This window comes from Bacillus sp. UNC41MFS5 (assembly GCF_000686805.1).
The window spans coordinates 177,043-200,907 of record NZ_KK366021.1 but is presented as its reverse complement, the minus strand read 5'-3'; the positions used below and the strand labels follow the sequence as shown (position 1 = coordinate 200,907).

Here is a 23,865-nt window from a genome sequence, read left to right as displayed (position 1 = left end):
TCTATTTATTCCTAAATATAGATATTAATAAATATAACAAAACGGAGGAAAAAACATGAGAGCCATTGTGTACACTAAGTACGGACCACCGGAAGTTCTTCAACTGAAAGAGGTAGAAAAACCTGTTCCTAAAGATAATGAAATACTGGTAAAAATAAAAGCGACAACCGTAACAGTTGCAGATATCCGGTCCCGGAGTTTTACCGTTCCTCCCGCTTTTTGGCTGCCAGCCCGAATCACACTTGGTTTCAGACAGCCCAAGAAAGAGATCTTAGGGATGGAATTAGCGGGTGAAGTGGAGTCAGCAGGGAAGGATGTCAAAAGGTTTAAGGAAGGCGACCAGGTTTTTGCCGCATCTCTGACGAGTTTTGGAGCCTATGCCGAGTATAAGTGTCTGCCGGAAGATGGTCCTGTAACAATTAAACCTTCGAACACAACTTATGAGGAAGCCGCAGCCATTCCAATTGGAGCGCGCACAGCCTTGTATTTTCTTAGGAAAGCTAATATTCAGAACGGCCAAAAGGTTCTAGTCTATGGTGCTTCAGGAAGTGTTGGAAGTTATGCCGTGCAGCTTGCCAAGTATTTTGGAGCAAACGTTACAGGGGTATGCAGTACCACGAATTTGGAATGGGTAAAATCTTTGGGTGCCGACAAAGTCATTGATTATACGGCAGAAGATTTTTCTAGGACAGACTACACATATGATGTCATCTTTGAAGCGGTAAACAAGAGTTCCTTTTCAGCATGTATGAAATTGCTAAAGAAGGACGGTACCTATATCAATATCACTGAACCGCTGCCGAGTGTACCGATGCTATGGACTAAATTGTCTAGCAGCAAGAAATTATTATTGAGTCGAAATTCTCCCGAAACTCCAGAAGCACTAGACTTCCTTAAAGAACTTGTGGAGGCAGGGAAGTTAAAAGTGGTCATAGACAAATCTTATGCGTTTGAAGAAATCGTTGAAGCTCATAGATATGTCGAGAAAGGACATAAGAAGGGAAATGTCGTCATAACTGTGGAATAAAGTAACAAATCACTATAAATGCGACACTATGCTATCACACTTCTAATTTTATACAAATAGAGATAGATAAGTTTCTAGCATTGCAGGAATTTAGGGTGAAAAAGGCAGAAAGTTACCTAACGGGTTCCGTTTCCTATCACAAAACTTGAATTTTACAGCTATAAATATTAAGTAAAATGCATAACCATTCGCACCGTATTTTGCGGTGCTTTTTGTTTGAAAAAGGGATGATAATGAGAATTATTTTTTTGTATAATGAAGCATAGCAAATTGCCCTATTTTCTCCACTTTTTTAATGTGTATTTTTTGAGTTATATCATCTCCGTATATAGGGAGATACCTTTCCTTAGCACCTGTATTCTAAGTATAGTTCTTCACAAACTATTTGATATTCTTAGGTCAGTTTTCTACTGTTATCTCTAGTAATGAAAACGTAATAGAGCCCTGTCAATGTTTGAGTTAGTAAGAATATAGGAAAAGAGTACGATAATTGATAGTTATTTTGATAAGTAAGGATATGAAGAAGTGTAAATATCCATTGAACTGTAATACCAATAATAGACCAAGAAGTAATGTAAAAGATAAATGTGATTTTATTAATCCGTAACACATGATAAAAATACATGAAAAAATAACCAAACGGTGCAAATAACGAATAATAGAACAAATCAAATAGTTCATAGTGATTAGAATCATTTTGCTTGTAAAAATCCAGGAGACCTCCACCAAGTGTAAAATCAAACATCATACCTGTTGCTACACCTGTAAGCACACTTATAAAAGTTACTTCCCTGCTTAGTTTTTTTGGTAAGAAGAACATTAATGAGTAGCCGATAATATTCATTATAATTAGTGATATCTCATTTAGGCTAAAGTTGCCGATCCAAATCATTTATCTTTTAGCTCCTTTTAAAACTAATGAGTTGTAATAATATAGAATAAAGTATCCTAACAAATGTAATAAGACATAGTATAGAAAATCATAAATCAAATTCCATTGATGGAAATAGACAATATCAAATTTTAGTAAAACAATTTTAATTAATACTAAAACAAAGGAAGAAATAAGTATTGTTATAATTTTCTTTAACACTGTCGAGTTTCTAGGAATACTACTCATACCAAGTACTATAAACAATGGGGTAATAAAGGTACGATGAATAATATATGCTGTATAATTTAATGGAACTTTAGAATATGTAATATATTTTAGTTCATCATTTGTTATCCAACCCCGGTTAATATCAATAATAAATATGAAAAAAATGATGGCGGAAATTTCTATTTTTGATAATGGTTTTTTCATAGCATAAAATATCGAAATACCTAGCCACGCTATATAAACAATGATTGATAATGCCATCGTAAGTTCACCTCTATTTTTATCATATTTATACTTTGAATAAATAAAAGGATTTATACATAATAAGGAATAAGATTTAACACTATATAAGCATCTCAAGATAGCGTTGCTTTATTTCACTCTTTCTACTCGTTAGTTAAAAAAGAACCCTTCAATCACTGACATTTCCAATTAGAGTAATCTGGAATTATTTTCATAGTTATCTGTGATTCTTTCTTTTTTATAATTAAGGAGAGAAAGGGGGAAATCCTATTACTAGATGGATTATAGGTGTTCTTATAATACTTTTAGTTGGAGGAACTATTTATTTGTTCACAAACAAAAATGATTATAAAGAAGCACCACATGCAGCTGGAATGAATTTTGACCTTGAAAAGGTAGAACCATTTTTAAAACATTTATCATCCTCTGTATTGGAGTCAGGTTTTAGTCAAGATGAAATCAATACCATTCATTCCGAAATCGATAAAATGAAACACAATGAAGTTAAAGAGTTTGGAACCTTTGATGTTATTTATAAAGGAAAGCCAACTAAGATACGAATTGAAGGCGAAGTTCATATTCAAGACGGTCCTAAAGGAACCGTTATAAAAGAGGTTGTTCTATATATGTACAGTATTCAAGAATTAGTTGACATCATAGATGAAGAAATGTTGAAAACTGAAGAGGAAGAGGAGTAAAAAGAGATGTTACAATTAAACATCTCTTTTTTGAACTAACCTGCACCTAGTTGAACAAGAAAAAGGCTAATTATTTTTTTCTTCCCAAACTTTTATTAAATTATTGTGAAATTCCTTTGGATTTTCGATTAAAATCCTATCAATTGAATGTGCAGGTGTTGGCAGTAACTTCTTACGACGCATTCTTATTTTTTCGTGATTTGTATAGTGAGGGTAAATTACAGTAGCCTTTGAAAAACTGTTGGTGCTATTTTTATAAAATTGAATGTCTTCAATTTCATCCCAATAAACCTTATTTCCTTTTATGTCGATTACAATTCCTTCATCATCCCAATAAAATCCCTTACCTTCATTTCTCTTTCGCCATAGATAAATTGAAGAACCTATCGTGAAAGTTGAAAAAATAATCATCAAAATTGACACGATGGGGGCAGCCCTTAAAGCCACAATGGACAATATAAACAATAATATTCCTGCAACCATAAAAACTAATATTAATTGCAGAGATATTCTGTACAATCTTACTTGTCCCACAAAATAACAACACCTTTAAAAAATTGATTTATAGCTATTTATTTTATCAGTTGTTCCTCTTCAATTAAACGGCACTGTTAGTAAAAAAGCGACTGTTCATCTTGAACAATCGCATCGGTTACTTTAAGTGCAATCCTTCACAAATTATATCATTTTTCGTGATATTCTAACTTGAAAAAGAAACTCCGATTTTTTATTACTATTACAGTAGTTAAAATAAGCAAAAGAACGGTTTGTATGACTTTACTCATTGGATGTGTTAAAAATACTTCATTGAAAAGCCCCGCTGAAATATGAAAAACGATTGCAACAATAATATTTCTTCCTGTTTTATAGTATAACCAGTTCATCAATAGAACAAAGGGAATGAGACTAACCACAAAATTTATCGAATATAGTACCCCTGTTTCGACTAGATTGCTTTGATAGTAACCTTTAATAAAAGAAAGAGGGAAATGCCAAAATGCCCAGAAAATAGCAAAAATCATAGAAACAGTGAAAAGATTAAATCGTTTTCGTAAGCTGTCTGTGCCATATGAGTGTCAGGCCAATTCTTCTAGTATAGGAGCAAAAAAGAGCAAAAACCAGGCTGGAAAAAAACCTGCTGAAAATGAAGACTTTCCTGAGAGTGCAAATTGAGAAGCACTATATCCGAAAAGCAAAGAAATTCCCTGTGCAAGAAGAATACTCGTGATCATAAGAAAACATGTTACAATAATGTAAAATGGTTTTATGGTATTGAAATTAACAAACCTGTTCAAAAAATCCTTTCGTAAGTAAGGATCTGGGAGCATTAAAACACAAGCAATGACCAATGGACTCGATAAGCCAATAATCCCCAAAATGCTTACTAAGATAACATATAGATTTCTACTGGGTTCAATATGACTGATATATGCTGCAATAAACCACAATATCCACGGAACTACAATGGATAATCCATAGAACAAAATTGGATGCCGATATTTCTCGATTACCATTTCTTTTCCTCCTTTTTTCTTTTTATCTTACTTTAATCCTATTAAGATTTAATATTTTAAACATTAAGTTAATGTTTATTTTTGGTGAGTATTCTAACAGGTGATTTTTTATATTAAATTGACCCAATGAGCTTAATAAGTTCTAATAAAAAAAGCGTTAATCCTTCTTGGATTAACGCCACCGTTTCTTTAAGTGTAATCGTTCACAAAGTCCTTTGCCAACCCTTACGATTACATAAGGAAGTAATATGTGCAAGATGATGTCTACCGTGCCAGGCATAGATTCCTATATTTTTACCTACTGAAACTTCACCTGAATCTGGATGAATAAATGTCTTTTCCATATCAGCAAGAGTTAGACTACGTAAAAGGTTGGTCCAGCGTTTGTGTAATGTTTCGAGAAGTAAAAGTGAAGTATCAATTGGCAATTTATAATCAGATAGTTCCGCCCATTTCGTTTCGTCATATGGCTTAATTACAGGATTTTCTTCCGTAAGAGCCAATTTAAAACGAACGTAGGCATTCATATGACTATCTGCAAGGTGATGTATTACTTGTCGAACAGTCCACCCTCCAGAACGATAAGCTGTATCAAGCTGTTCATTATCTAAGTCTTCTACAGCATCTCGTAATAATCTTGGTAAATCTTCAATCTCATTTATCCAAAGACTTGTAACACTGCTAGAAATTTCACCATCAAATTGAAAAGTGCCAATTGGGTATTTCATATCCATCTACTATTCCCCCTAAAAATTCCTTGGTTTTTGTGGCTAACTAAATGAATCGTTTAAATAGCTCTCACCATTTTTTACCACAGGGTCGAAGATTTTGTTTTACTATTCTGCCCAAGTGAAACAAGAAATGCCGCTAATGGCAGCTGGATCTTGAACTCTTGCAATCGTTAAAAGAGTTTTTATTGTTGATATGGATTTTTAAGTACCTTTTGCATAAATAGTTCTGGATTAACAATCTGTTCAAAACCGTATTGGTTATATAATGATTGTGCATCATTAGTAGCTAACATAAATCTACGAACTCCCTGTAATTCGGAATGGTTTGTGATAATACCCATTAACCATTTTGATAACCCTAATTTCCGATAATTTGGCAATATAAACACATCACTTAGATAGGCATAAGTTGCTAAATCAGAAATTACCCTTGCAAAACCAACTTGTTCAATAACGTCTTTACCTACTTCACCTTTATAAACTCCAAAACTTAACGGAGAATTTTCAATTGCCTTTTTTACTATTTGCTTGGGTATCCCCTTTGACCAATAGGCCTCTTGACTCAAGAAGGTATGTATTAATGTTAAATCTAAATACTCTTTATTTGTAGAAATTGAAAATCCTTTATTAACCCACATTTCCAAATTAAGTCCCCCCTATTTTTTTGAATGTTCTGCAATAAATTAAACTACAGATTTAAATTTTGTTCAACTAAACTGCGACGTTTGTTCAACAAGAAAAAGCTGCCTTAATGACAGCTCTAATCTATAACTCAAGCACCCTTTAGTTTTAGTACTTTGGTTCACATATTATTTTAACTAATGAACTAATTATTTGGCGGCTTAAAGCATTTCTACAGGTTAGAGAACTGCTTTAATTAAAACTATTATTAAAAAATAGCAATACACAGTCCACCTAAATTCATTAATCTCAAATGACATAAATGTGGATTATTTCTAGGTTCCAATATTTAAAGGCATTAGCAATTGATATTCAACTTTCACTTCCTTCTAATTGAACATCCCAATCATCTGTTTGATCGTCTGTTTCACAATCATCAACTTCTGAATAAAGGATGGAATCGACTGCAATTCTTTTTATTTTCATTCGCTCCAATTACCTAACACCCCCTTTTAACTTAGTCATTTTACAAGTGGTTCATTAGTAAGTGGAATGTGCTTACGAAATTTATTTTATTTCTTTCTTTAATATATTCTCATTCAAACAAGTTCGATTGTTCATTCTACCTTTTTATAACAAAAAAAGGACTGCCGCAGCATTCCTAATTACGTAATTTTTTCCATTTGTAGTTACCTTTAGAAATAATACCAGTTCATTAGAACTGTTCTTGATAAATTCCTTTTAATCCACCGGAATAGGGAAAAATGCTTGCCAAACTTTTTAATAACACTTATTTGAGAAGGAAATACTCCTTCTTAGAGGTGTTATTATGAAAAAGCAATCAATAGAGATGAATATATTAAGGTTTTTGTTAGTATTCAGTATCATTTCCATTATTAATTTAATTCTAAAACCACCTGTAAAAGATTGGTTGATTATATTTCTTTTGAAGGGAGTTCTTTCTTCAGTATTAGATACAATAGTTGTAAAAAAGGGTTACATCAAATATCCAGTTACTCTTTTGAAATCTGTTAATATCAGCTTTGGATTTGATTATTTGCTTTATCCAATAGCGTGTGTTTACTATAACCAAATCACTAAAAGTTCAAATATCTTGGGTATTCTTATTAAGGCTTTATATTTCAGCATTCCTATGGCAGCAATAGAACACTTTTTAGAAAAGAAAACTGACTTAATCGAATTTAAAAAAGGGTGGACTTCATTTACAAGTTTTTGGACATTGACCGTTACTTTTTTATTTTCACGTTTGATTATAGCCTTAGTAAGGAAAGCGGATAACAATCCTGTTCCCGAAAATTAATTTATTGAATTCACTGACAAATTTGAACTGGAACTTGAATTTCGAATGTAATCTCATTTGGTTTATCTGTGATTGTAATATCGACGTGCATAATTTGCAGCGCATCGCCGGTTATGTGATATCCGGTTTCATCAAGATATTCCAATATCTTACTCAAACTTTCGCTTCGATTCCATAATAATTCCCCGTTATAACGAATACACGCAAATAACCCAGCAGGAACCGTCATTTGACACTGTTTTGGTATTTTTTCTTTATTTTTTGCCACTACAAAAATAATGGATGGTTCTTCAAATCGTTTCGCTCTAAGATCCGCTTCCTGGATGATGATGCCTAGTCTATTACTAGCCAGAATTGGTGTCTTCTCGGTGAGCATATTCTCTAACCTTATAACACCATAACTGAGTTCCAAATTATTATTTATTTTTTCATTTAAGGTAATTAACTTCCTTCTTCCTATTTCGCGGAAAAACACCGATTGAAGTTCTTTTTCTTTCGCTACATGCTCCAAGTATCCAATTTTCCCCCGAATATTTTCCTCCAAGTCATGTAACTCGTTCAGTTTTGACACAAGTTCCGTATGCTTGGTTTTCAGAATATCCAAGGACTTATTAAAATTACGTTCATTAAAATAATCCTTTATTTCGTCCGTACTCATCCCAAGTTGCCGCAACTCTTTAATCGTCCCTAAAACTTCATATTGAAAAATAGAATAGTAGCGATACCCTGAATCGGGATCGACATATTGAGGTTTGAATAGGTCAATCCGATCATAGTGGCGTAAAGTCTCCGTTGTTACCCCTCTTAACCTCGCCATTTCACCAATGGTTAATTTTTCCTTTATTTTCAATGAAATCATCCCCTCTAAAAAAATATAATACACCTATTGACCTTTGTGTAACAACAAGGTTTACAATAAAAATACCAAATCTTCTAAATCATCTAAGAATTAAATTTATTAACACGGAGGGAGTTGAGTTATGAAACAGAAAGCGCTTGCAAGAACACTTACTTTGTCACAGGTTGTTTTTTTAGGGATTGCATGGAATAACCCCATGGTGTTTTTTAATACCTATGGAATTGCTGCCGTTACCTCAAGAGGTGTTATTACGACTGCATACATTATTGCTTTTCTAGCAATACTTTTTACAGCTCTCAGCTATGGCAAGATGGCGAAAGCCTACCCGATCTCAGGGTCAGCCTATTCCTTTACGCAAAAATCTATTAATTCTGAGGTTGGGTTCATTGTAGGTTGGACGATTATGCTTGATTATATATTAACGCCTATGGTTACCTGCTTGATGTCCACTGTCTTTTTAAGTGCTGTATTTCCTGGAATCCCGCATTATGTGTGGGTAATTGTGTTGACTGCAAGCATCGTATCTCCGAGCATACTAGGTGTGGAGATATCAGCAATAACGAGTAAAATTTTTGTTATTGCTCAAGTCATTTTTGTTTGCCTTTTCTGGATATTAACCTTCAAAAGTTTATCAGATGGAGTAGGGACGGGTAGTCTTTTCTCCATTAAGCCATTGTTTGATGCAGATGTTTCCTTGTCCGTTATCTTGGCAGGTGCTACCATTCTTTGCTTTAGTTTTCTTGGTTTTGACTCACTCACCACTTTATCAGAGGAAACAATCAATCCTGAAAAAACGATCCCAAGAGCCATTATTATCATGCTATTGTTTATCGGAGTTTTGTATATTGGCTCTTCTTACTTAGCACAATTGGTGCATCCGGGCATTTCATTCAAACATGCTGATTCTGCAGCCCTTGAAATTGCAGTGCTGATCGGAGGAAATTTATTTAAGTCCATTTTTATTACAGCAGTGATTATTGGTAATTTCTCTTCAGGAATCGCTTCAATCACAAGCGCATCGCGAGTGTTATATGCGATGGGACGAGATTCTGTATTACCCAAAAATATATTTGGATACATTCATCCTAAATTTAAAACACCGTCACTTGGCATCATTGTGATTGGCGTAGTTTCTTTACTCGCAATTCCATTAACCCTAGAACAAGTTATTAAGTTTATCAATTTTGGAGCGTTAATTGCCTTTACATCTGTAAATCTGTCTGTTATCGCCCATTATTTTATCAGAAATCATAAGCGTTCTTTTCTGGATTGCATTCGGTACCTATTATTACCACTCATTGGCGCAGCGTTTACGATATGGTTATGGTCGCATTTAGAAAGGGATGCGTTGATTCTCGGGGGGATCTGGATGGCATGCGGCTTGATTTATCTTGTCTATATGACGAAATGGTTCCGCCAACCACTTCCTGAGTTTCATTTTGATAAAGAATTGATTCCACAAAATGTACAAGACATTGATCGAGAGGTTATCCCTCAACAGGTAAGGTAAAAATAATATACTGGAGGTTTGTAAAAATGCTGAAGTTGAAAATGTTTATTAATGGTGAATGGATGGATTCATTAAGTGGAGAAAAGAGCCATGTTGTGAATCCTGCAAACGGTAAAATTATGGCTGAGGCTCCGCAAGGAAGTAGAGAAGAGGCCAAAATGGCGATTAATACTGCACGAACAGCTTTTGACTCCGGAATTTGGTCAGACTTACCGGCATCTGAACGTGCAACCTACTTATTTAAAATAGCGGATAAGATTGAAGAAAAGGCAGACGAGCTTAGCAAACTTGAAACTGAGAATACGGGAAAACCCCTTAAAGAATCAGAGTTTGATATTGCTGATACCGTGAATTGCTTTCGATACTATGCTGGGTTAGTGACAAAGCCAAATGGTCAAACGTATTCTGTTGCCGATCCTGTGCAAGCCATGGTTATTCGGGAACCTGTAGGTGTATGCGGACTTATCGCTCCATGGAATTTTCCATTGTTGACGGGAGCTTGGAAAATAGCCCCTGCGCTTGCTGCGGGAAATACGCTTGTATTTAAACCAGCTGAAATCACTCCAGTCACCACTTACAAATTATTTGAGATCATGGAAGAAGTGGGGATACCAGCTGGTGTTGCAAACCTAGTTTTGGGAGGTGGTTCAAAAGTAGGAAATGAAATAGCAGAAAGCCAAAAGGTGGATTTGATTTCTTTTACAGGTAGTACAGCAACGGGTAGAAGCATCATGAATTCAGCAACAGGAAATATTAAAAACCTTTCACTCGAACTAGGCGGCAAGTCGCCAAATATTGTTTTCGCTGACGCAGATTTTGAGACAGCCATCGATTATGCTTTGAATGGAATTTTTACCAATGCCGGCCAAGTATGTAATGCGGGATCCCGTTTACTGTTAGAAGAGAGCATTCATGATAAATTCATTGCTAGATTGGTAGAAAGAGCGAAAAAGATTCAGGTTGGCCCTGGGGACGATTCGTCTACAGAGATGGGTCCGCTTGTAAGTGAAGACCATATGAAGAATATCCTTGAATATATTCAAATTGGCTTAGCCGAAGGGGCTACGTTAGCGTGCGGTGGCAACCGTATCACAAGCAATGGGCTTGAAAATGGTTATTTCTTTGAGCCAACAATATTTGTTGACACCAAACCAGATATGAGAATTGTTCAGGAAGAAATCTTTGGTCCAGTTCTTGTCGTTCAAAAGTTTAAAGATGAGGCGGAAGCAATCCAGCTGGCAAATGATACTTCGTACGGGCTTGCAGCAGGTGTTTTTTCACAAGATGGAGCCAAAGCTTTGAGGGTTATTAAAAAAGTAAGAGCTGGAATTACTTATGTTAATGCTTATAACCTCGCCTATAATGAAGCACCGTGGGGAGGTTACAAGCAGAGCGGGATTGGCCGCGGGTTAGGAACCTTTGGCTTGGATACGTTTACTGAGGTAAAACAAATCAATATTAATTTAGATGTTAAGCCAACTGAATGGTTTAGCAATTAATTAAAAATATAAAAATCGAATTCGAAATATTCAAAAAATAAAGGAGGAAATTAATTATGTTATGGGATTTTCATTTTAATCTGCCTACTTCTATAGAGTTTGGGAATGGGAAAGTAAAGAATATTGGGAAAAGGGCGAAAGAATTAGGTGGAAATAAAGCGCTTATTATTACAGATAAAGGACTTGCACAAACAGGAATTTTGGAAAAAATCACACAGTCATTAGATCAAGAAGGTGTCAATTATATTGTTTATGATGAAATATCACCTAATCCAAAAGATGTAGATTGCGAGAGTGCTTATCAACAGTTTAAAAACGAGAATATCGATCTCTTAATTGGTCTTGGCGGCGGAAGCTCAATGGATACAGCTAAAGCAATTGGGACACTTTTTACACATGGGGGAGAACTAAGAGAACGTTACGGCGTAAATTTACTAGAACGGGAAATCCCACCACTAATTTGTATTCCGACAACTTCAGGTACCGGTAGTGAAGTTACGAGAGGTTCTGTCATTACGGATACCGTGACGAAACAGAAGGAGGCGATACTAGATTTGAAAATCGCTCCTAAACTGGCACTTGTTGATCCTGAATTGACGTTAACATTGCCTAAATCGATTACCGCAGCTACAGGAATGGATGCACTTACACATGCAATTGAAGCTTATACCTGCAAAGTTGCTCAACCACTTTCAGATGCTTTGGGACTATATGCTATTGAATTAATAGCCAAATACCTTCCATTAGCAGTAGAAAATGGTCGTGATTTAGATGCTAGGAAAAATCTGCTTTTGGGTAGTTTAGTTGCAGGTATCGCCTTTGATAACACGGATCTTGGGGCTGTACATGCGATGGCCGAACCACTTGGAGGACTCTATGATACTCCACATGGAGTGGCGAATTCTATTTTTCTTCCACATGTATTTGAATTTAATATTCCTTCAAATCCAGAAAAGCACGCCATGGTAGGAATCAAGCTTGGGGCAAATCCTAAAGGAAAAACAATTGAAGAAACGGCGTACGAAGGTGTTGTGCTGTTAAAAGAACTGGCAAATAAAATCGGCATTCCTAGCTTCCGAGATTTAGGCAATGTAAATCCAAAAGACTTCCCTTTCCTAGCCGAAGGAGCCTTTAAACATTTGTGTACTCAGGCGAATTCAAGAGATCTGACAAAAGAAGACTATCTGAACTTATTTCAAAAGACTTATGATGTGAAAACTACAACTTTAATTGAAAATTAATAGTTTAAAAAGTATAGAAGTAAAATTTAAAATCCTTGGTTAAGAACTTGCCCACCGGCAGAAAACCTTGCAGTAGGAAAAAGCGAGGATGATAATCTAGAAGGAGGCAGCATGAATGTCTAATCGTGATGAAAAACAGTTTTTAAATTTACCTTTTACAGGCATTTGTACTTTTGGAAAATACCCAATTTGTGCGAACCTGAACCAGCTTGACGCAGATGTGGCGGTCATTGGGGTGCCAAATGACATGGGTACACAATGGAAATCAGGAGCAAGAATGGGCCCTAGAGGAATCCGCGAAGGATCTACATTATATAGTTTCGGTCTTGATGGTGCTTATGATATTGAAAACGATATTATGTACCTTGGGCCTGAATGGAAAGTTGTCGACTGTGGGGATGTAGACATGGTACACGGGGATATTATGCAGTGCCATGAGAATACAGAAGAAGCAATCCGAAAAATTATTTCCAAAGGTGCAATGCCGGTTGTATTAGGCGGCGATCATTCCATCACAGCAGCAGTTGGAAAAGGACTAAAAGACATAGGTCCGTTTCATGTGATACAAATTGATGCCCATTTAGACTGGGCGGATCACCGCTCAGGAATGCGGTATGGTCACGGAAATTGCATTCGCCGCTTATCTGAGCTGGATCATGTTCAAAAAATATTTCAGTTTGGCATTCGCGGGATCAGCAGCAGCAAAAAAGAAGACGTCGAAGCAGCAAAAACATATGGCAGTGTGATCCTATCACCGCGTCAGATGAGAAAGATGGGACTAAAGGAAGTGCTGGAGCTAATTCCTGCCGGCGAAAAATATTATGTAACGATTGATATCGATGGAATCGATCCGTCAATTGCGCCTGGAACAGGTACACCTTCTCCAGGCGGCCTCCTCTACGATGAGGTTAATGAATTGCTTAAAGGGATTTCCAAAAGAGGAGAAGTCATCGGGTTTGATTTAGTAGAAGTTGCCCCTCCATATGATCCAACGGGCATGACAGGACAAGTAGCAGCCCGTATTGTACTAGACTTACTAAGCTATGTATTAAAAGAAAAAGAGAAAAAAGTGAATAAAAAATACGAGAAAGAAAAAGAAGAAATGCTTTTTTAACTGGGATTGGTTCCTGCGGGAGGAATAAATGTTAATTAAAAGAGAGGTACGCAAAAAGCGTTCCTCTCCTTATTTATTACTCCACCTTGGCAATATGATTAGCTATCGAAAAAATCCAGTCTTTAAACTACCGGTATTAGAAATTAAAAAATTGGTGGAGTCACCGAAAAAAGTATGGCAGCATGTTCATTAAAATTATTTTCCCATTTATGCTTCATTTGTGCTGGTATTTTTACACTATCACCAGATTCCAATATGTATTCTTCATCATCTAAAAACACTTTAATTTTTCCCTCTAATACATAAGCAACTTCTACTCCTTTATGCTCCAACTGTTTCTCAGAGGAAGCAGTCTTCGGTGGAAAATTCATAATGGCTGTTGCCAGGTTTCCAGTAAAATCAGGTGAAACTAGCTCATAGGATAAGTTGTCAATGATCATTTTCTTTCGGTGACTAGACCTAACAACTAAATCAACCGTGTTTGTTTCTTCAATGAAAAAACTAAATGTAGGAACGTCTAGGGATTTCGCTAAAACTTTAAGAGTCTGAATAGAAGGGTTTGCTAATCCACGTTCGATTTGACTCAGCATTGAAGGCGTTATTTCAGCTAATTTTGCTAATTCTCTAATGCTTAAGTCTTGAGCTTTTCTATATTTTTCAACCTTCTTACCAATATCTATATTTTCCATTACGATGCACTCCTTGATAATAAATCGTTAATTTAAATTTAACGTTTTTAAATAATACTTAACAACTAAAAATATCTATGTTAAACTGCATTTAACACTCTTTAAATTATATTTTACATTGTTTTGATGACTATAATCAAGTCAATGAGGAGGACTATCAAAATGAAAGAGATTGAATTCAGCGATCTACAAACATGGAAAGAAAACTATCCTTTACTAAACAAACTCATTTCGATGAATGAAATATTGTGGTTAAATCCTAAAGTTGAAAAGTTTAAAACAGGAATTAAAAAATCCCCCCTTACTCAAGATGATGTAAAGGATGCAGAGGAAAGATTGAAACGTTTTGCTCCATATATTGCAAAAGTTTTCCCGGAAACAAAAAAGATGAATGGGATAATAGAATCTCCTTTGGTGAGAATTCCTTCCATGAAACAATCCTTAGAGCAGGAATATCGACAACCTATATTAGGTGAATTATTGCTTAAGTGTGATAGTCACCTTCCGATATCAGGGTCTATTAAAGCAAGGGGCGGGATTTATGAAGTTCTCAAACATGCAGAAGAATTAGCTCTTCAACATCAATTGTTGACGATTCAAGATGACTATTCCATTTTAGATAGTGATAGGTTTCGAACATTCTTCTCCCAGTACTCAATCGCAGTAGGTTCGACTGGAAATTTAGGACTTAGTATAGGAATCATAAGTGCAAAGTTAGGTTTTAATGTGACCGTTCATATGTCGGCTGATGCAAAACAATGGAAAAAAGACTTACTTCGAAGCAAAAATGTTAATGTAATTGAATATGAATCGGATTATAGTAAAGCTGTAGAGGAAGGTCGACTCCAAGCAGATGGCGATCCTACATGTTATTTTGTAGATGATGAAAATTCTTATGACCTATTTTTAGGATACGCAGTAGCAGCATCTCGATTACAAAAACAATTAGAAGATTTAGAGATAACAATTGATGAAAATCATCCATTGTTTGTTTACCTTCCATGTGGAGTAGGCGGTGGTCCTGGCGGAATAGCTTTTGGTTTGAAGTTATTTTATCAAGACCATGTTCACTGTTTCTTTGCAGAGCCTAGCCACTCTCCATGTATGTTACTTGGTTTAATGACAGGACTTCATGATAAAATTTCTGTGCAAGATATTGGTATTGATAATGTAACAGACGCTGATGGACTTGCTGTAGGAAGACCATCTGGATTTGTAGGTAAAACTATAGAACCGTTTCTAAGTGGTAATTATACGGTTAGCGATGAACAGTTGTATAAGCTATTAAAGGAACTAGTTGATACAGAGGGGATTCATTTAGAACCTTCAGCACTAGCAGGCATGATAGGACCAATTAAATTATCTAAAGAAGGAACCGATTATTTACTGAAGCATAATTTAACGAAAAAAATGAGTAAAGGTACACATATTATTTGGGGGACTGGTGGAAATATGGTTCCTGAAGAAATGATGAAGCAATATTATCAAAAAGGATTGAATTTATCGTTAGAGAACTAAAGGTAATTCAACACGGGGGTTAGTTGACCCCTGTGTTTTTATTGGAAAAATTTTTTCTTGTTAAACTAACCTCCCGTTACTTGAAGAAGAATAAAGCTTTGCTCCTTTATCGAAGCAAAGCACCCTTTTACTATAAGTAAATTATTTCATAAACTTCGTTATTACAAGCCAGCTCTTTAAGGAAAGCCCACGTTAGCTCAACAAACCAGATGTAAATAACTTTTATTTTTGTAGATTTTTCTTCATAAGAGATGCCACTTGTATATTATCTTGTTGGGAAGTTCTTTCTAGTTGGTTAATAATTAACTCTTGTCGTTCCGCGGGATGATTTTGACTTAATTTAGCTTTTGCTTCAATTTTTGAGATGTTTATTCTGAATGCTGCAATCCCTTTGCTCATTCCTTCGATAAATTGAGAATCTACATCATTTAAATTGTATAAGCTATCTGGGTCTTCATATTTTGTTACCATATCATTTAAAGAGTCAAATATTACTTTTGGCTCCTCGACCATTTCCATCTTTCCATATATATGAATAGACACATAATTCCAAGTAGGTACTGCTTTCATTGTTTCGTACCAAGAAGGTGAAATATAACAGTGAGGACCTTGGAAAACAACAAGAATTTGTTGGTTTTCAATATCCTTCCATTGTTCATTTGGGCGAGCAAAATGACCATATAAGGCACGCTCAGCTTTATTTAATGTGAGTGGTAGATGGGTAGCATATGGCTCTCCGTTGTGCTGAGAAAATAAAGTGGCAAAGCTGTATTTTTCGATAAAATCATAAATCACCTCTTCGTCCTCTAGTTTAAAATGTTTAGGAATATACATGATTAGCTCCTCCTTCATTAAGCCTTTGTAATTGGGGGTATCCATATAAGATATTTTATAATGCAAACTGACATATAAAAAGGTACAATTATGAACAAAAGAACATGTCAAAGGTGTATAGGAAATGAAAAATACCATTTTTGCTTTTAAGGATGATTCGCCCAAATACAAACAAATCTACGAGCAGTTTAAATTATTTATTGAGAGTGGCGACTTACCAGCTGGTGATCCACTGCCCTCCATTCGTCAGCTCGCAGACTCCCTTCAAGTAAGCCGCAATACGACATTAATGGCATATGAGCAGCTTGTAGCTGAAGGTTATATCCGTGGTGAGGGTCGAAAAGGGTATTTTGTAAATGAATTAGATCCACTTTTATTTCAAAATGACTTAGTTCTTCCCAATAAAAAGCAAACAAAGCTGGTGACACCAATCCTAATTGATTTCCGGGCAGGAGCCGTAGATCAAACAAATTTCCCCCTGAAAATTTGGAGGAGAATCTCAAATCAAGTGCTAACAATACAAGAAAGCTTTCGATACGGGGAACCCTTTGGTGAACTGTGCTTGCGTAAACAAATCGCCACCTATTTACTCCAATCCCGTGGGGTGAAAACAGATCCAAATGCGATTATAATCGGCAGTAGTACCCAACAAATGTTGATTTATCTCGGACAAATCATGAAGGATGATTTCACTAGCATTATTGTAGAGAACCCAGGTTATGATGGAGCTAGGGAAGCTTTTCAATTCCATCGTTTCACGCTTGAGACTTTACCAGTTTATGAATCAGGTGCTGATTTTTCAAAATTAGAACAAATGATTTCAAGGTTAATCTATGTAACACCCTCCCATCAAAGTCCAATAGGAGTAAGCATGTCCATTCAACAAAGGCAAATGCTTATTCATTGGGCTAACAAGATGCATGGATATATTATCGAAGATGATTATGATAGTGAATTTCGCTATACACAGCAGCCATTTCCAGCACTTGCTTCTATTGATTCATCAAGAGTTATTTACCTGGGGAATTTCTCAAAGTCATTTCTTCCGGGAATCCGTCTAAGTTATATGGTGCTGCCACAGATACTTTTAAACCGTTATAAACAACAATTTCTTCATTTCGAGAGTACCACTTCCCTTCTTAGCCAGCTTACAATGGCTAAATTTATGGAAGAGGGGGAATGGAATCGCCATATTAAACGGATGCGACTTGTCTATAAGAGAAAAATGCAGTGCTTAGTTTCAGAATTAAAAAAACACTTCAACCAAAATATATCCATTATTGGGGAACAGTCGGGTTTGTACGTTTTAGTTAAGGTACATCTAAATCGTTCAGAAGAATGGTTAATTGAGCGTGCTTCCATTTATGGGGTTAACGTGTATCCTACCTCCATCTATTTCATAAAAAATCATTCTGATGAAGCAATGATTAAGCTCGGATTCAGTAATCTTACTTGTGAGGAGATACAATTAGGTGTAGAGTCTTTAAAAAAGGCATGGACATAAAAAAACCGTCATAATCAGTTGCATCTAACAATTGCGGGGGATTCGCATATTGATTAAAGAGTTTTGTAGAAGTGAGGTAAATTCAAATTGAATCGAAAAATTATTAATTTAGCTGTGGGAAAACCGAAGGAATTTAATTGGAACAATAAAAAAGAGCTTTCCGCCATAGGAAAATCATCTGTACAAGCTGTTGAGTTGGAAAAATCTGGCTTTGTTGGTGATGATGTTGCAAACCATAAGTTTCACGGCGGTCCAGATCGTGCAGTATGTTTATATCCATTTGAGCATTACTCATATTGGGAAGAGATATTTCAAAGAAAGCTTATTCTACCTGCTTTTGGGGAAAATATTACTGCAACAGGAATGGTAGAAGAACAAGTTTGTATTGGTGATATATATAAAATAGGGGATACCATTGTTCAAGTTACACAAGGAAGGGTACCTTGTGCAACTATCTCCAAATTTAATCAGGAAAATCAATTTTTAAAGAAAGTGGTTGAAACGACCCTAACTGGTTACTTTTTTCGGGTATTGGAAGAGGGGACTATTAAGTTCGATTCGGAAATAACTCTTGTTGAAAAACACTCAAAAGAAATATCCGTTTTTTTTGCTACACAAATTCTTTTCCATCAACAACAAGATAAAACCTCCATTGAAAAAATATTGACGGTTGATGCTCTTGCAGAAGACTGGAGAAATAGATTTCTAAAATTGTTATGATTTTTTTCGAAAATTGATGAAACACAAAAAACCTAGCCTAAAAAGCTAGGTTTTTTGTGCTGATATAACGTAAAGCTATTTATCACTTATGATTAGAGGATCTAAGAAACTGTTCCCCTTTGAAAATTCTTAAACAGGCAACAGTGAATAAAAGACTGGTTAACTGAAAAAAATGTAATAACTATGTTTTAAGGAGATGTTATGGAAATGGCATTTGAGGAAGGGCTCACTCAATCAGAAAAGGCTTATAACCAGTTCACTGAGGTAAGTTCTTTATTTGCTAAAACAGTGACAGAAGATTTTCTCTCGACATGGCAATGGTGGTTTGGACTAGCCCTATTTATTGTTCCATGGATTGTTTGGATGATATTTAGGAAAAAAGATAGCACAGGACGCCTTCTTTTAGGAGGCTTATTGACCATCATATTGTCACTTACAATAGATCTTGCTGCCTTATCTCTAGGGTTGTGGTCTTACCCAATGGTAATCATTCCTGTAGCCTCCTTTCTATTTTTACCGTACCACTTCTCTTTAGCACCAGTTGGGGTCATGCTCGCTCTACAAATAAAGCCAAAAATGAATACCTTGTTAAAAGGAGTCATATTCGCTGCAATTGCTGCTTTTGGAGGAATGAATTTCTTTAATGCAATTGACTTTTATAACCCTAAAAATTGGTCCACGTTATATGATTTTATTATTTTTTTAACTCTTTACTTTGTCGCTTATGGGGTTACTAAGATTGAGACCTATACTAAATTAGATAAGGGATAAACTTTACGTGTAACGGCATAAAGGCGTTGATGAATTAAGGAGTCTTAAGCTTAAGAAGCATAATGAGAAATTACCTATTCTAGCTTATAATCAAATACTCGATTGTTGGAAGCAAATATTTTGCTTCTTTTTTAATTCTTTTTAACTTTTCCCCTTATTTACTTTATAAAGTTCTATTTTTTATATCAAATTAATATAATGGCAAAGTTAAACTTGTCCAGAGGTGAATATTTTGGAGATTTTTGGTTTGTCATTTTCAGTATTATTGAAAGTTATATTAATCAATATTGTATTAAGTGGAGATAACGCAGTTGTGATTGCAATGGCGTCACGTAATGTTCCCAGGAAACAGCAAAAGAAAGCGATCTTTTGGGGAACCTTAGGAGCGATTATTTTACGTTTACTATTTGCAGTAGCCATTGTTTACCTACTTGATGTACCGTTCGTTACCTTTATTGGCGGTCTTCTTCTAGTATACATTGCCATTAAACTATTAATTGGTGAGGAGGAGGAACATCTGAAAGAGGGAGGGGCAAGTTTATTTTCAGCTGTCAAAACAATCATTATTGCTGATGCAGTCATGTCTCTTGATAATGTACTAGCTATTGCGGGGGCAGTGGGTGGGAATTTGGCCGGTATTGTAATCGGTGTGATTGTTAGTATTCCTATTGTTGTTTTTGGAAGCCAATTAATATTAAAAGCAATGGAGAAGTACCCGATTATCTCTTATGCAGGTGCTGGAATCTTATCTTGGACTGCAGGGGAAATGATCGTCGGGGAACCCAAATTTGTACCTTTTCTCACTCGTGATTTACAGTTATTGATTCCTACTGCAATTACAGTTTTTGTTATTGGTTTTGGGTATTTACTAGCAAGGAAAAAACTAGTATAGAAGTGGAAAGGGCGATGTATAAATTTGCATCGCTCTTTCCTTGAATATGCACAACATATTCGCTTACCCGTTTTATTTGTCACGAAAATATTAAAAAAAAAGCTAATTCATGAGTTATTAATGATTTGATTTCTGTCTTCTGTTTGAGGAGGTTCCTCAAACCATTTATGCTTGATCATAATTTCAATCCCTTCTTGACCATAAAAATAGATATCTTTGGCAAGGAGGGCTAATTTTAAGGAGATATCATTTCTTAATGTGAAAAATGTACCAAAGCTATTTCCAACGATGCAAAATCCATTTAGAAAGGTAATACAATGCATCATCAGTTTGTCTGAAAATGGGGCAATGGTTGACGTAGTTACCGTGCTTCCAGAAGTGGCAGAGAACTGAATATCGCTTTCCAAAAGAATTTCTTGGAATGTTGTAATTTGTTTTTTCGCAAGTTCTTTCCCTTTTTCGAAATACTTTCTAACTTCTTTGTTCTGTGCGCATTGAGCAAATCCTGTAATAAGCTGCATTCCAATATTATTAGTCTCTATTCCATGATGAAGAATACCAAGTTCAATGTCGTTTAAAGCACGTTTAGAATTAAATGGGTGAAAACCGCTCATATAACTTTTATCTTTAATAAACTCTGTTGTTTTTGGCATAGTCACTTTTGGTGGAAGTGTTAGGATTCCTTTTTCTAGTAAATATAGCGTGGACAACTTATAAATTTTTTGGGTAACATTGGTAAGTCCTTCATAAATCTTTATCACATCATCGTTATATGCCATATTCATGTTAATGGTGTACATACCCATGCTGACTTCTTTTAATACTCGTAAAAACATAACGTCAAATCCATTGTCAAATAACTTGGGGGCTTCTAAAATCACATCTTCTTTTCTAAAACCAATAGGAATAACGACCCCTTGTTGGCTAAATATTTTCTCAATTTCTAAAACGTAATAATTTAAGTCCTGCCATAATCCCCCTAAGATATTCCTAGATTCCTCGTCATCCGCTTTTTTCATGAAATATTCTAATACTCTCATAATAAGAGTTTTTTCTTGATATGTAAGCCAAAGGGTTCCTACCTCTGATGAGCTTATCGGATTTGTTAAAATCAAAAGGATCCCACCTTCATATAATTTAAATAAATTATTCCCAAGATAGTGGCAAATCATTCGAAAATCAGTTACTTCATAACAATATAAGAAGTTTTCCTTACGTGGTTATTATTTTAGATTCAAAAAAAATGGCATGGATTGAAACTTTTCTTTCGTTTAAAACGACGATGAGAAGCTTCATTTACGGACACCCTATAAGCAGGAGGGATGTTCTTGGGATTACGGATTGTATTATTTCTAATATTAATCAGTTTTAATATATCGACAGTTGTCAGTGCAGAAACCCCGCTCACTGCTGCATTTATCCGTGACAATCAGCTATGGATTAAAAAGGGAGATCAAGAAATACAAATCACAAAAAATCGATATGTGTATTCTCAGAAATGGTCATATGATGGTCGATTTATTGGATATATTGATGGTGATGAAAAAGGTGAAAAATCTAATCTATTTATTTATGATTCGAAGGAAAAGGAAAGCTACCAGCCTTACGTAAGGGTCGTAACCTCCGACTTTAAATGGTCGCCGAACAAAAATCAGTTGGCCTACAATGATCAAGGTTTATTAAACGTGACGAAAACAAAGAATGACCGCCCACAAGGATTTGAAAATGTCTCACTTGGGGTTAGTGGTTTTGAATGGTTTCCAAATGGGAAGGAATTTATCGTTGCCTCACAATCCAAGTTGCGTCCAACGGGATGGGGTCCCATTCCACTTTATCAAATTCCAGTAGATGCCAATCTCGCGAAAGAAAAAATGAAGCATTTTTACACCATACACACAAAAGAACCTGAGCTGTTTGCGATTGATGCAGATTATTTTAAGTGGAGTGCAGACGGGAAGTGGGTTAGTTTTTTAGCAACTGCTACTGCTTCTTGGTCGATGGATAGCAATACTTTATGTGTTTTATCATCAAAAGGAGAACACTTTCAAGCCGTAGGTAAAATGTTAGGATTCAGAGATTGGTTCAAGTGGGCTCCATCTGCCAATCAATTAGCCTATATTTCAGGAGAAGGAAGATTTTTTGTTGAAAACAAGAAAACCACCATTGCCGATATGCCAACTTACAAGCAACAAAAGGAATACACACCCAAAGGATTTGTGGACCTTGATTTGGAATGGTTCTCACCGGACAAAGTGATTGTCGCCCGAGCAAAAGAAAACAAGGAGTGGAAAGAAGGTCCCGTTCCAACTATGTTCACAACACTTCATGAGATCAATATTAAAACAAAAGAACAAAAACAAATCTCGTTTCCGAAAAATAATGAACTGGATGAAGTACCTCAAGTTGTTGATTCCTATCTTACTTGGGTTCGCAAACAGGGAGATGGATCTAAAGGTGATGTCTGGGTGAAGGACGGTTTAAATGGCCAAGAGCATAGATGGCTTAAGAATGTTGATGCTGCTCCAATCTTTTTTACTCCGAATTGAAATGGTTTGCAGGATGGATTTGTCAAGCGCAATGATTTATTGATTATCGCTTTTCTGGTATGATTTCTTTGGAATGTTATCTTTAATCAAATATTGGGAAGTGTGTTTTTCATATGAATACGCCAGATGAACTTGCAATGGGTGATGTTAATTTGAAGGGATTAGACCATTCTGCCCTTTCTCAAAACATTCATTCATTTTTATATCGTTTAGATAAAAATGGGGAATCCCGCTTGCCGCAACGTGCTTTTCTTGCAACGCGGCATGCCATACGGCAACTGCAACTCCCTCCAGGACAAACCGTATTAGAGAGGGAAATGGCTGACATCCTGGGTATGAGTAGAACTCCGGTTCGTGAAGCACTCGTGCGTTTAGAGATGGAGGGATGGGTACGGCTCATCCCGCGTCGTGGGTTTGTTGTGGCACCCATTGTAGCGGATGATCTCCAACATATTTATGAAGTGGTAGAAGCGCTTGATGGAATTGCTGGCAGTCTGGCTGCCAAGCGTGCCACAAGTGTAGAATTGGACAAACTTGATTATTTGATAGAGGAGCAGGAAAAAGCACTAGAAGAGGAAGATCTGCTAGCATGGACTGAGCTTGATGAACAATTTCATCAGCTCATTGTCGATGTAGCCCGTAATCCCCGTCTAAGAGGGGTGATGGATAGTCAGTCTGATCAACTATATCGTGCCCGTTTATATACGATTAAGCTTCGGCCAGACCCAACACGCTCCATTATGGACCACAAGGCCATAGTTAGTGTTTTGCGGGCAGCAGAACCAGATGCGGCTCGATCCATGTTACAGTCCCACCGTTATAGAGCCCGTAGTGAAATATTACAAATTATCCGATCTATGACTTAATAAGTGAACCAAAAAGAAAAGGGCTGCAGAGATTCTCAAGAAATC

At 35.9% G+C, this 23,865-nt stretch carries 25 protein-coding genes and 1 pseudogene; 14 read left to right on the top strand and 12 right to left on the bottom strand.

Translation table 11 applies throughout. From position 1 onward, the window contains the following. Positions 1-55: 55 nt before the first annotated feature. The gene (locus tag BR30_RS0131815; RefSeq protein WP_026568576.1) at positions 56-1,027 is read left to right on the top strand and encodes an NAD(P)-dependent alcohol dehydrogenase; all 972 of its coding nucleotides are present in this window, start codon (positions 56-58) and stop codon (positions 1,025-1,027) included. A 394-nt stretch (positions 1,028-1,421) separates the two neighbouring features. Here the strand turns inward: BR30_RS0131815 and BR30_RS0131810 are convergent, their stop codons facing one another. After that, positions 1,422-1,919, bottom strand: coding sequence for a hypothetical protein (locus BR30_RS0131810; RefSeq protein WP_026568575.1), 498 nt, complete (start codon positions 1,917-1,919; stop codon positions 1,422-1,424). Further along, the gene (locus BR30_RS0131805) at positions 1,920-2,390 is read right to left on the bottom strand and encodes a hypothetical protein (protein WP_026568574.1); all 471 of its coding nucleotides are present in this window, start codon (positions 2,388-2,390) and stop codon (positions 1,920-1,922) included. A gap of 308 nt (positions 2,391-2,698) precedes the next feature. Here BR30_RS0131805 and BR30_RS0131800 point away from each other — a divergent pair, with 308 nt between their 5' ends. Beyond that, complete coding sequence (locus BR30_RS0131800) at positions 2,699-3,070, top strand: hypothetical protein (RefSeq protein WP_051633871.1); 372 nt, start codon at positions 2,699-2,701, stop codon at positions 3,068-3,070. A gap of 66 nt (positions 3,071-3,136) precedes the next feature. Here BR30_RS0131800 and BR30_RS38305 read toward each other — a convergent pair whose 3' ends face one another. The 6 genes and pseudogenes from BR30_RS38305 to BR30_RS38630 all read right to left on the bottom strand — a co-directional run bounded on the left by BR30_RS38305 (position 3,137) and on the right by BR30_RS38630 (position 6,431). Beyond that, complete coding sequence (locus BR30_RS38305; RefSeq protein WP_035446459.1) at positions 3,137-3,604, bottom strand: hypothetical protein; 468 nt, start codon at positions 3,602-3,604, stop codon at positions 3,137-3,139. 149 nt (positions 3,605-3,753) lie between these two features. Next, positions 3,754-4,119, bottom strand: a pseudogene (locus tag BR30_RS37580) (CPBP family glutamic-type intramembrane protease); the annotation flags it as partial. Between the two features lie 27 nt (positions 4,120-4,146). Further along, complete coding sequence (locus BR30_RS37575) at positions 4,147-4,584, bottom strand: hypothetical protein (protein ID WP_197032451.1); 438 nt, start codon at positions 4,582-4,584, stop codon at positions 4,147-4,149. Between the two features lie 203 nt (positions 4,585-4,787). Next, positions 4,788-5,318 carry a YfiT family bacillithiol transferase gene (locus BR30_RS0131785; RefSeq protein ID WP_026568571.1) on the bottom strand — a complete coding sequence of 177 codons (531 nt, stop codon included), beginning with the start codon at positions 5,316-5,318 and terminating at the stop codon, positions 4,788-4,790. A 179-nt stretch (positions 5,319-5,497) separates the two neighbouring features. Then, positions 5,498-5,953, bottom strand: a complete 456-nt coding sequence (locus tag BR30_RS0131780; protein WP_035446478.1) for a GNAT family N-acetyltransferase — start codon at positions 5,951-5,953, stop codon at positions 5,498-5,500. A 355-nt stretch (positions 5,954-6,308) separates the two neighbouring features. Then, the gene (locus BR30_RS38630) at positions 6,309-6,431 is read right to left on the bottom strand and encodes a hypothetical protein (protein ID WP_269320668.1); all 123 of its coding nucleotides are present in this window, start codon (positions 6,429-6,431) and stop codon (positions 6,309-6,311) included. Positions 6,432-6,765: 334 nt separating this feature from the next. On the opposite strand from BR30_RS38630, the gene BR30_RS0131770 reads away from it, so the two are divergent. After that, positions 6,766-7,257 (top strand): CBO0543 family protein, encoded by a 492-nt coding sequence (locus BR30_RS0131770; protein ID WP_035446458.1) that lies wholly within the window; start codon positions 6,766-6,768, stop codon positions 7,255-7,257. A gap of 10 nt (positions 7,258-7,267) precedes the next feature. Here the strand turns inward: BR30_RS0131770 and BR30_RS0131765 are convergent, their stop codons facing one another. After that, positions 7,268-8,107: a MerR family transcriptional regulator gene (locus BR30_RS0131765; RefSeq protein WP_197032450.1), complete on the bottom strand. Its 840-nt coding sequence runs from the start codon at positions 8,105-8,107 to the stop codon at positions 7,268-7,270. 130 nt (positions 8,108-8,237) lie between these two features. Here BR30_RS0131765 and BR30_RS0131760 point away from each other — a divergent pair, with 130 nt between their 5' ends. The 4 genes from BR30_RS0131760 to speB all read left to right on the top strand — a co-directional run bounded on the left by BR30_RS0131760 (position 8,238) and on the right by speB (position 13,480). Then, positions 8,238-9,626 carry an APC family permease gene (locus BR30_RS0131760; protein ID WP_026568567.1) on the top strand — a complete coding sequence of 463 codons (1,389 nt, stop codon included), beginning with the start codon at positions 8,238-8,240 and terminating at the stop codon, positions 9,624-9,626. Positions 9,627-9,652: 26 nt separating this feature from the next. Then, the gene (locus BR30_RS0131755; RefSeq protein WP_026568566.1) at positions 9,653-11,125 is read left to right on the top strand and encodes an aldehyde dehydrogenase family protein; all 1,473 of its coding nucleotides are present in this window, start codon (positions 9,653-9,655) and stop codon (positions 11,123-11,125) included. A gap of 56 nt (positions 11,126-11,181) precedes the next feature. Further along, on the top strand, positions 11,182-12,366 hold the full coding sequence (locus tag BR30_RS0131750) for an iron-containing alcohol dehydrogenase (protein WP_026568565.1): 1,185 nt from the start codon (positions 11,182-11,184) through the stop codon (positions 12,364-12,366). A gap of 115 nt (positions 12,367-12,481) precedes the next feature. Beyond that, entirely contained in the window at positions 12,482-13,480 is a 999-nt protein-coding gene (gene speB / locus BR30_RS0131745; RefSeq protein WP_026568564.1) for an agmatinase, read from the top strand. 143 nt (positions 13,481-13,623) lie between these two features. Here the strand turns inward: speB and BR30_RS0131740 are convergent, their stop codons facing one another. Further along, a complete protein-coding gene (locus BR30_RS0131740; protein ID WP_026568563.1) occupies positions 13,624-14,169 on the bottom strand; it encodes a cupin domain-containing protein in 546 nt (181 codons plus the stop codon). 162 nt (positions 14,170-14,331) lie between these two features. Here BR30_RS0131740 and BR30_RS0131735 point away from each other — a divergent pair, with 162 nt between their 5' ends. After that, entirely contained in the window at positions 14,332-15,687 is a 1,356-nt protein-coding gene (locus BR30_RS0131735; protein WP_026568562.1) for a D-serine ammonia-lyase, read from the top strand. Between the two features lie 222 nt (positions 15,688-15,909). Here the strand turns inward: BR30_RS0131735 and BR30_RS0131730 are convergent, their stop codons facing one another. After that, a complete protein-coding gene (locus BR30_RS0131730) occupies positions 15,910-16,521 on the bottom strand; it encodes an FMN-binding negative transcriptional regulator (protein WP_026568561.1) in 612 nt (203 codons plus the stop codon). Positions 16,522-16,645: 124 nt separating this feature from the next. On the opposite strand from BR30_RS0131730, the gene pdxR reads away from it, so the two are divergent. From pdxR to BR30_RS0131710, 4 genes are all read left to right on the top strand, one after another. After that, the gene (pdxR, locus tag BR30_RS0131725; protein WP_026568560.1) at positions 16,646-18,025 is read left to right on the top strand and encodes a MocR-like pyridoxine biosynthesis transcription factor PdxR; all 1,380 of its coding nucleotides are present in this window, start codon (positions 16,646-16,648) and stop codon (positions 18,023-18,025) included. 87 nt (positions 18,026-18,112) lie between these two features. Next, positions 18,113-18,745, top strand: coding sequence for an MOSC domain-containing protein (locus BR30_RS0131720; RefSeq protein ID WP_026568559.1), 633 nt, complete (start codon positions 18,113-18,115; stop codon positions 18,743-18,745). A 207-nt stretch (positions 18,746-18,952) separates the two neighbouring features. Next, the gene (locus BR30_RS0131715) at positions 18,953-19,516 is read left to right on the top strand and encodes a CBO0543 family protein (RefSeq protein ID WP_026568558.1); all 564 of its coding nucleotides are present in this window, start codon (positions 18,953-18,955) and stop codon (positions 19,514-19,516) included. 247 nt (positions 19,517-19,763) lie between these two features. Then, on the top strand, positions 19,764-20,408 hold the full coding sequence (locus tag BR30_RS0131710; RefSeq protein WP_231507882.1) for a TerC family protein: 645 nt from the start codon (positions 19,764-19,766) through the stop codon (positions 20,406-20,408). 107 nt (positions 20,409-20,515) lie between these two features. Here BR30_RS0131710 and BR30_RS0131705 read toward each other — a convergent pair whose 3' ends face one another. After that, complete coding sequence (locus BR30_RS0131705; RefSeq protein WP_026568556.1) at positions 20,516-21,523, bottom strand: DUF3231 family protein; 1,008 nt, start codon at positions 21,521-21,523, stop codon at positions 20,516-20,518. Positions 21,524-21,736: 213 nt separating this feature from the next. On the opposite strand from BR30_RS0131705, the gene BR30_RS0131700 reads away from it, so the two are divergent. Both BR30_RS0131700 and BR30_RS35010 read left to right on the top strand, forming a co-directional pair. Next, the gene (locus BR30_RS0131700; protein ID WP_155929006.1) at positions 21,737-22,954 is read left to right on the top strand and encodes an eIF2A family protein; all 1,218 of its coding nucleotides are present in this window, start codon (positions 21,737-21,739) and stop codon (positions 22,952-22,954) included. Positions 22,955-23,067: 113 nt separating this feature from the next. Continuing rightward, on the top strand, positions 23,068-23,820 hold the full coding sequence (locus tag BR30_RS35010; RefSeq protein ID WP_231507881.1) for a GntR family transcriptional regulator: 753 nt from the start codon (positions 23,068-23,070) through the stop codon (positions 23,818-23,820). The last annotated feature ends 45 nt before the right edge of the window (positions 23,821-23,865 follow it).

What these genes read in the sequence shown, in the direction of transcription:
- BR30_RS0131740 (WP_026568563.1), bottom strand. Translation starts at nt 14,169, where the DNA reads ATGGAAAATATAGATATTGGTAAGAAGGTTGAAAAATATAGAAAAGCT.
- BR30_RS0131750 (WP_026568565.1), top strand. Translation starts at nt 11,182, where the DNA reads ATGTTATGGGATTTTCATTTTAATCTGCCTACTTCTATAGAGTTTGGG.
- BR30_RS35010 (WP_231507881.1), top strand. Translation starts at nt 23,068, where the DNA reads ATGAATACGCCAGATGAACTTGCAATGGGTGATGTTAATTTGAAGGGA.
- speB (WP_026568564.1), top strand. Translation starts at nt 12,482, where the DNA reads ATGTCTAATCGTGATGAAAAACAGTTTTTAAATTTACCTTTTACAGGC.
- BR30_RS0131730 (WP_026568561.1), bottom strand. Translation starts at nt 16,521, where the DNA reads ATGTATATTCCTAAACATTTTAAACTAGAGGACGAAGAGGTGATTTAT.
- BR30_RS0131780 (WP_035446478.1), bottom strand. Translation starts at nt 5,953, where the DNA reads ATGTGGGTTAATAAAGGATTTTCAATTTCTACAAATAAAGAGTATTTA.
- BR30_RS0131785 (WP_026568571.1), bottom strand. Translation starts at nt 5,318, where the DNA reads ATGGATATGAAATACCCAATTGGCACTTTTCAATTTGATGGTGAAATT.
- pdxR (WP_026568560.1), top strand. Translation starts at nt 16,646, where the DNA reads ATGAAAAATACCATTTTTGCTTTTAAGGATGATTCGCCCAAATACAAA.
- BR30_RS0131810 (WP_026568575.1), bottom strand. Translation starts at nt 1,919, where the DNA reads ATGATTTGGATCGGCAACTTTAGCCTAAATGAGATATCACTAATTATA.
- BR30_RS0131770 (WP_035446458.1), top strand. Translation starts at nt 6,766, where the DNA reads ATGAAAAAGCAATCAATAGAGATGAATATATTAAGGTTTTTGTTAGTA.
- BR30_RS0131805 (WP_026568574.1), bottom strand. Translation starts at nt 2,390, where the DNA reads ATGGCATTATCAATCATTGTTTATATAGCGTGGCTAGGTATTTCGATA.
- BR30_RS0131735 (WP_026568562.1), top strand. Translation starts at nt 14,332, where the DNA reads ATGAAAGAGATTGAATTCAGCGATCTACAAACATGGAAAGAAAACTAT.
- BR30_RS0131715 (WP_026568558.1), top strand. Translation starts at nt 18,953, where the DNA reads ATGGCATTTGAGGAAGGGCTCACTCAATCAGAAAAGGCTTATAACCAG.
- BR30_RS0131815 (WP_026568576.1), top strand. Translation starts at nt 56, where the DNA reads ATGAGAGCCATTGTGTACACTAAGTACGGACCACCGGAAGTTCTTCAA.
- BR30_RS0131760 (WP_026568567.1), top strand. Translation starts at nt 8,238, where the DNA reads ATGAAACAGAAAGCGCTTGCAAGAACACTTACTTTGTCACAGGTTGTT.
- BR30_RS0131755 (WP_026568566.1), top strand. Translation starts at nt 9,653, where the DNA reads ATGCTGAAGTTGAAAATGTTTATTAATGGTGAATGGATGGATTCATTA.
- BR30_RS37575 (WP_197032451.1), bottom strand. Translation starts at nt 4,584, where the DNA reads ATGGTAATCGAGAAATATCGGCATCCAATTTTGTTCTATGGATTATCC.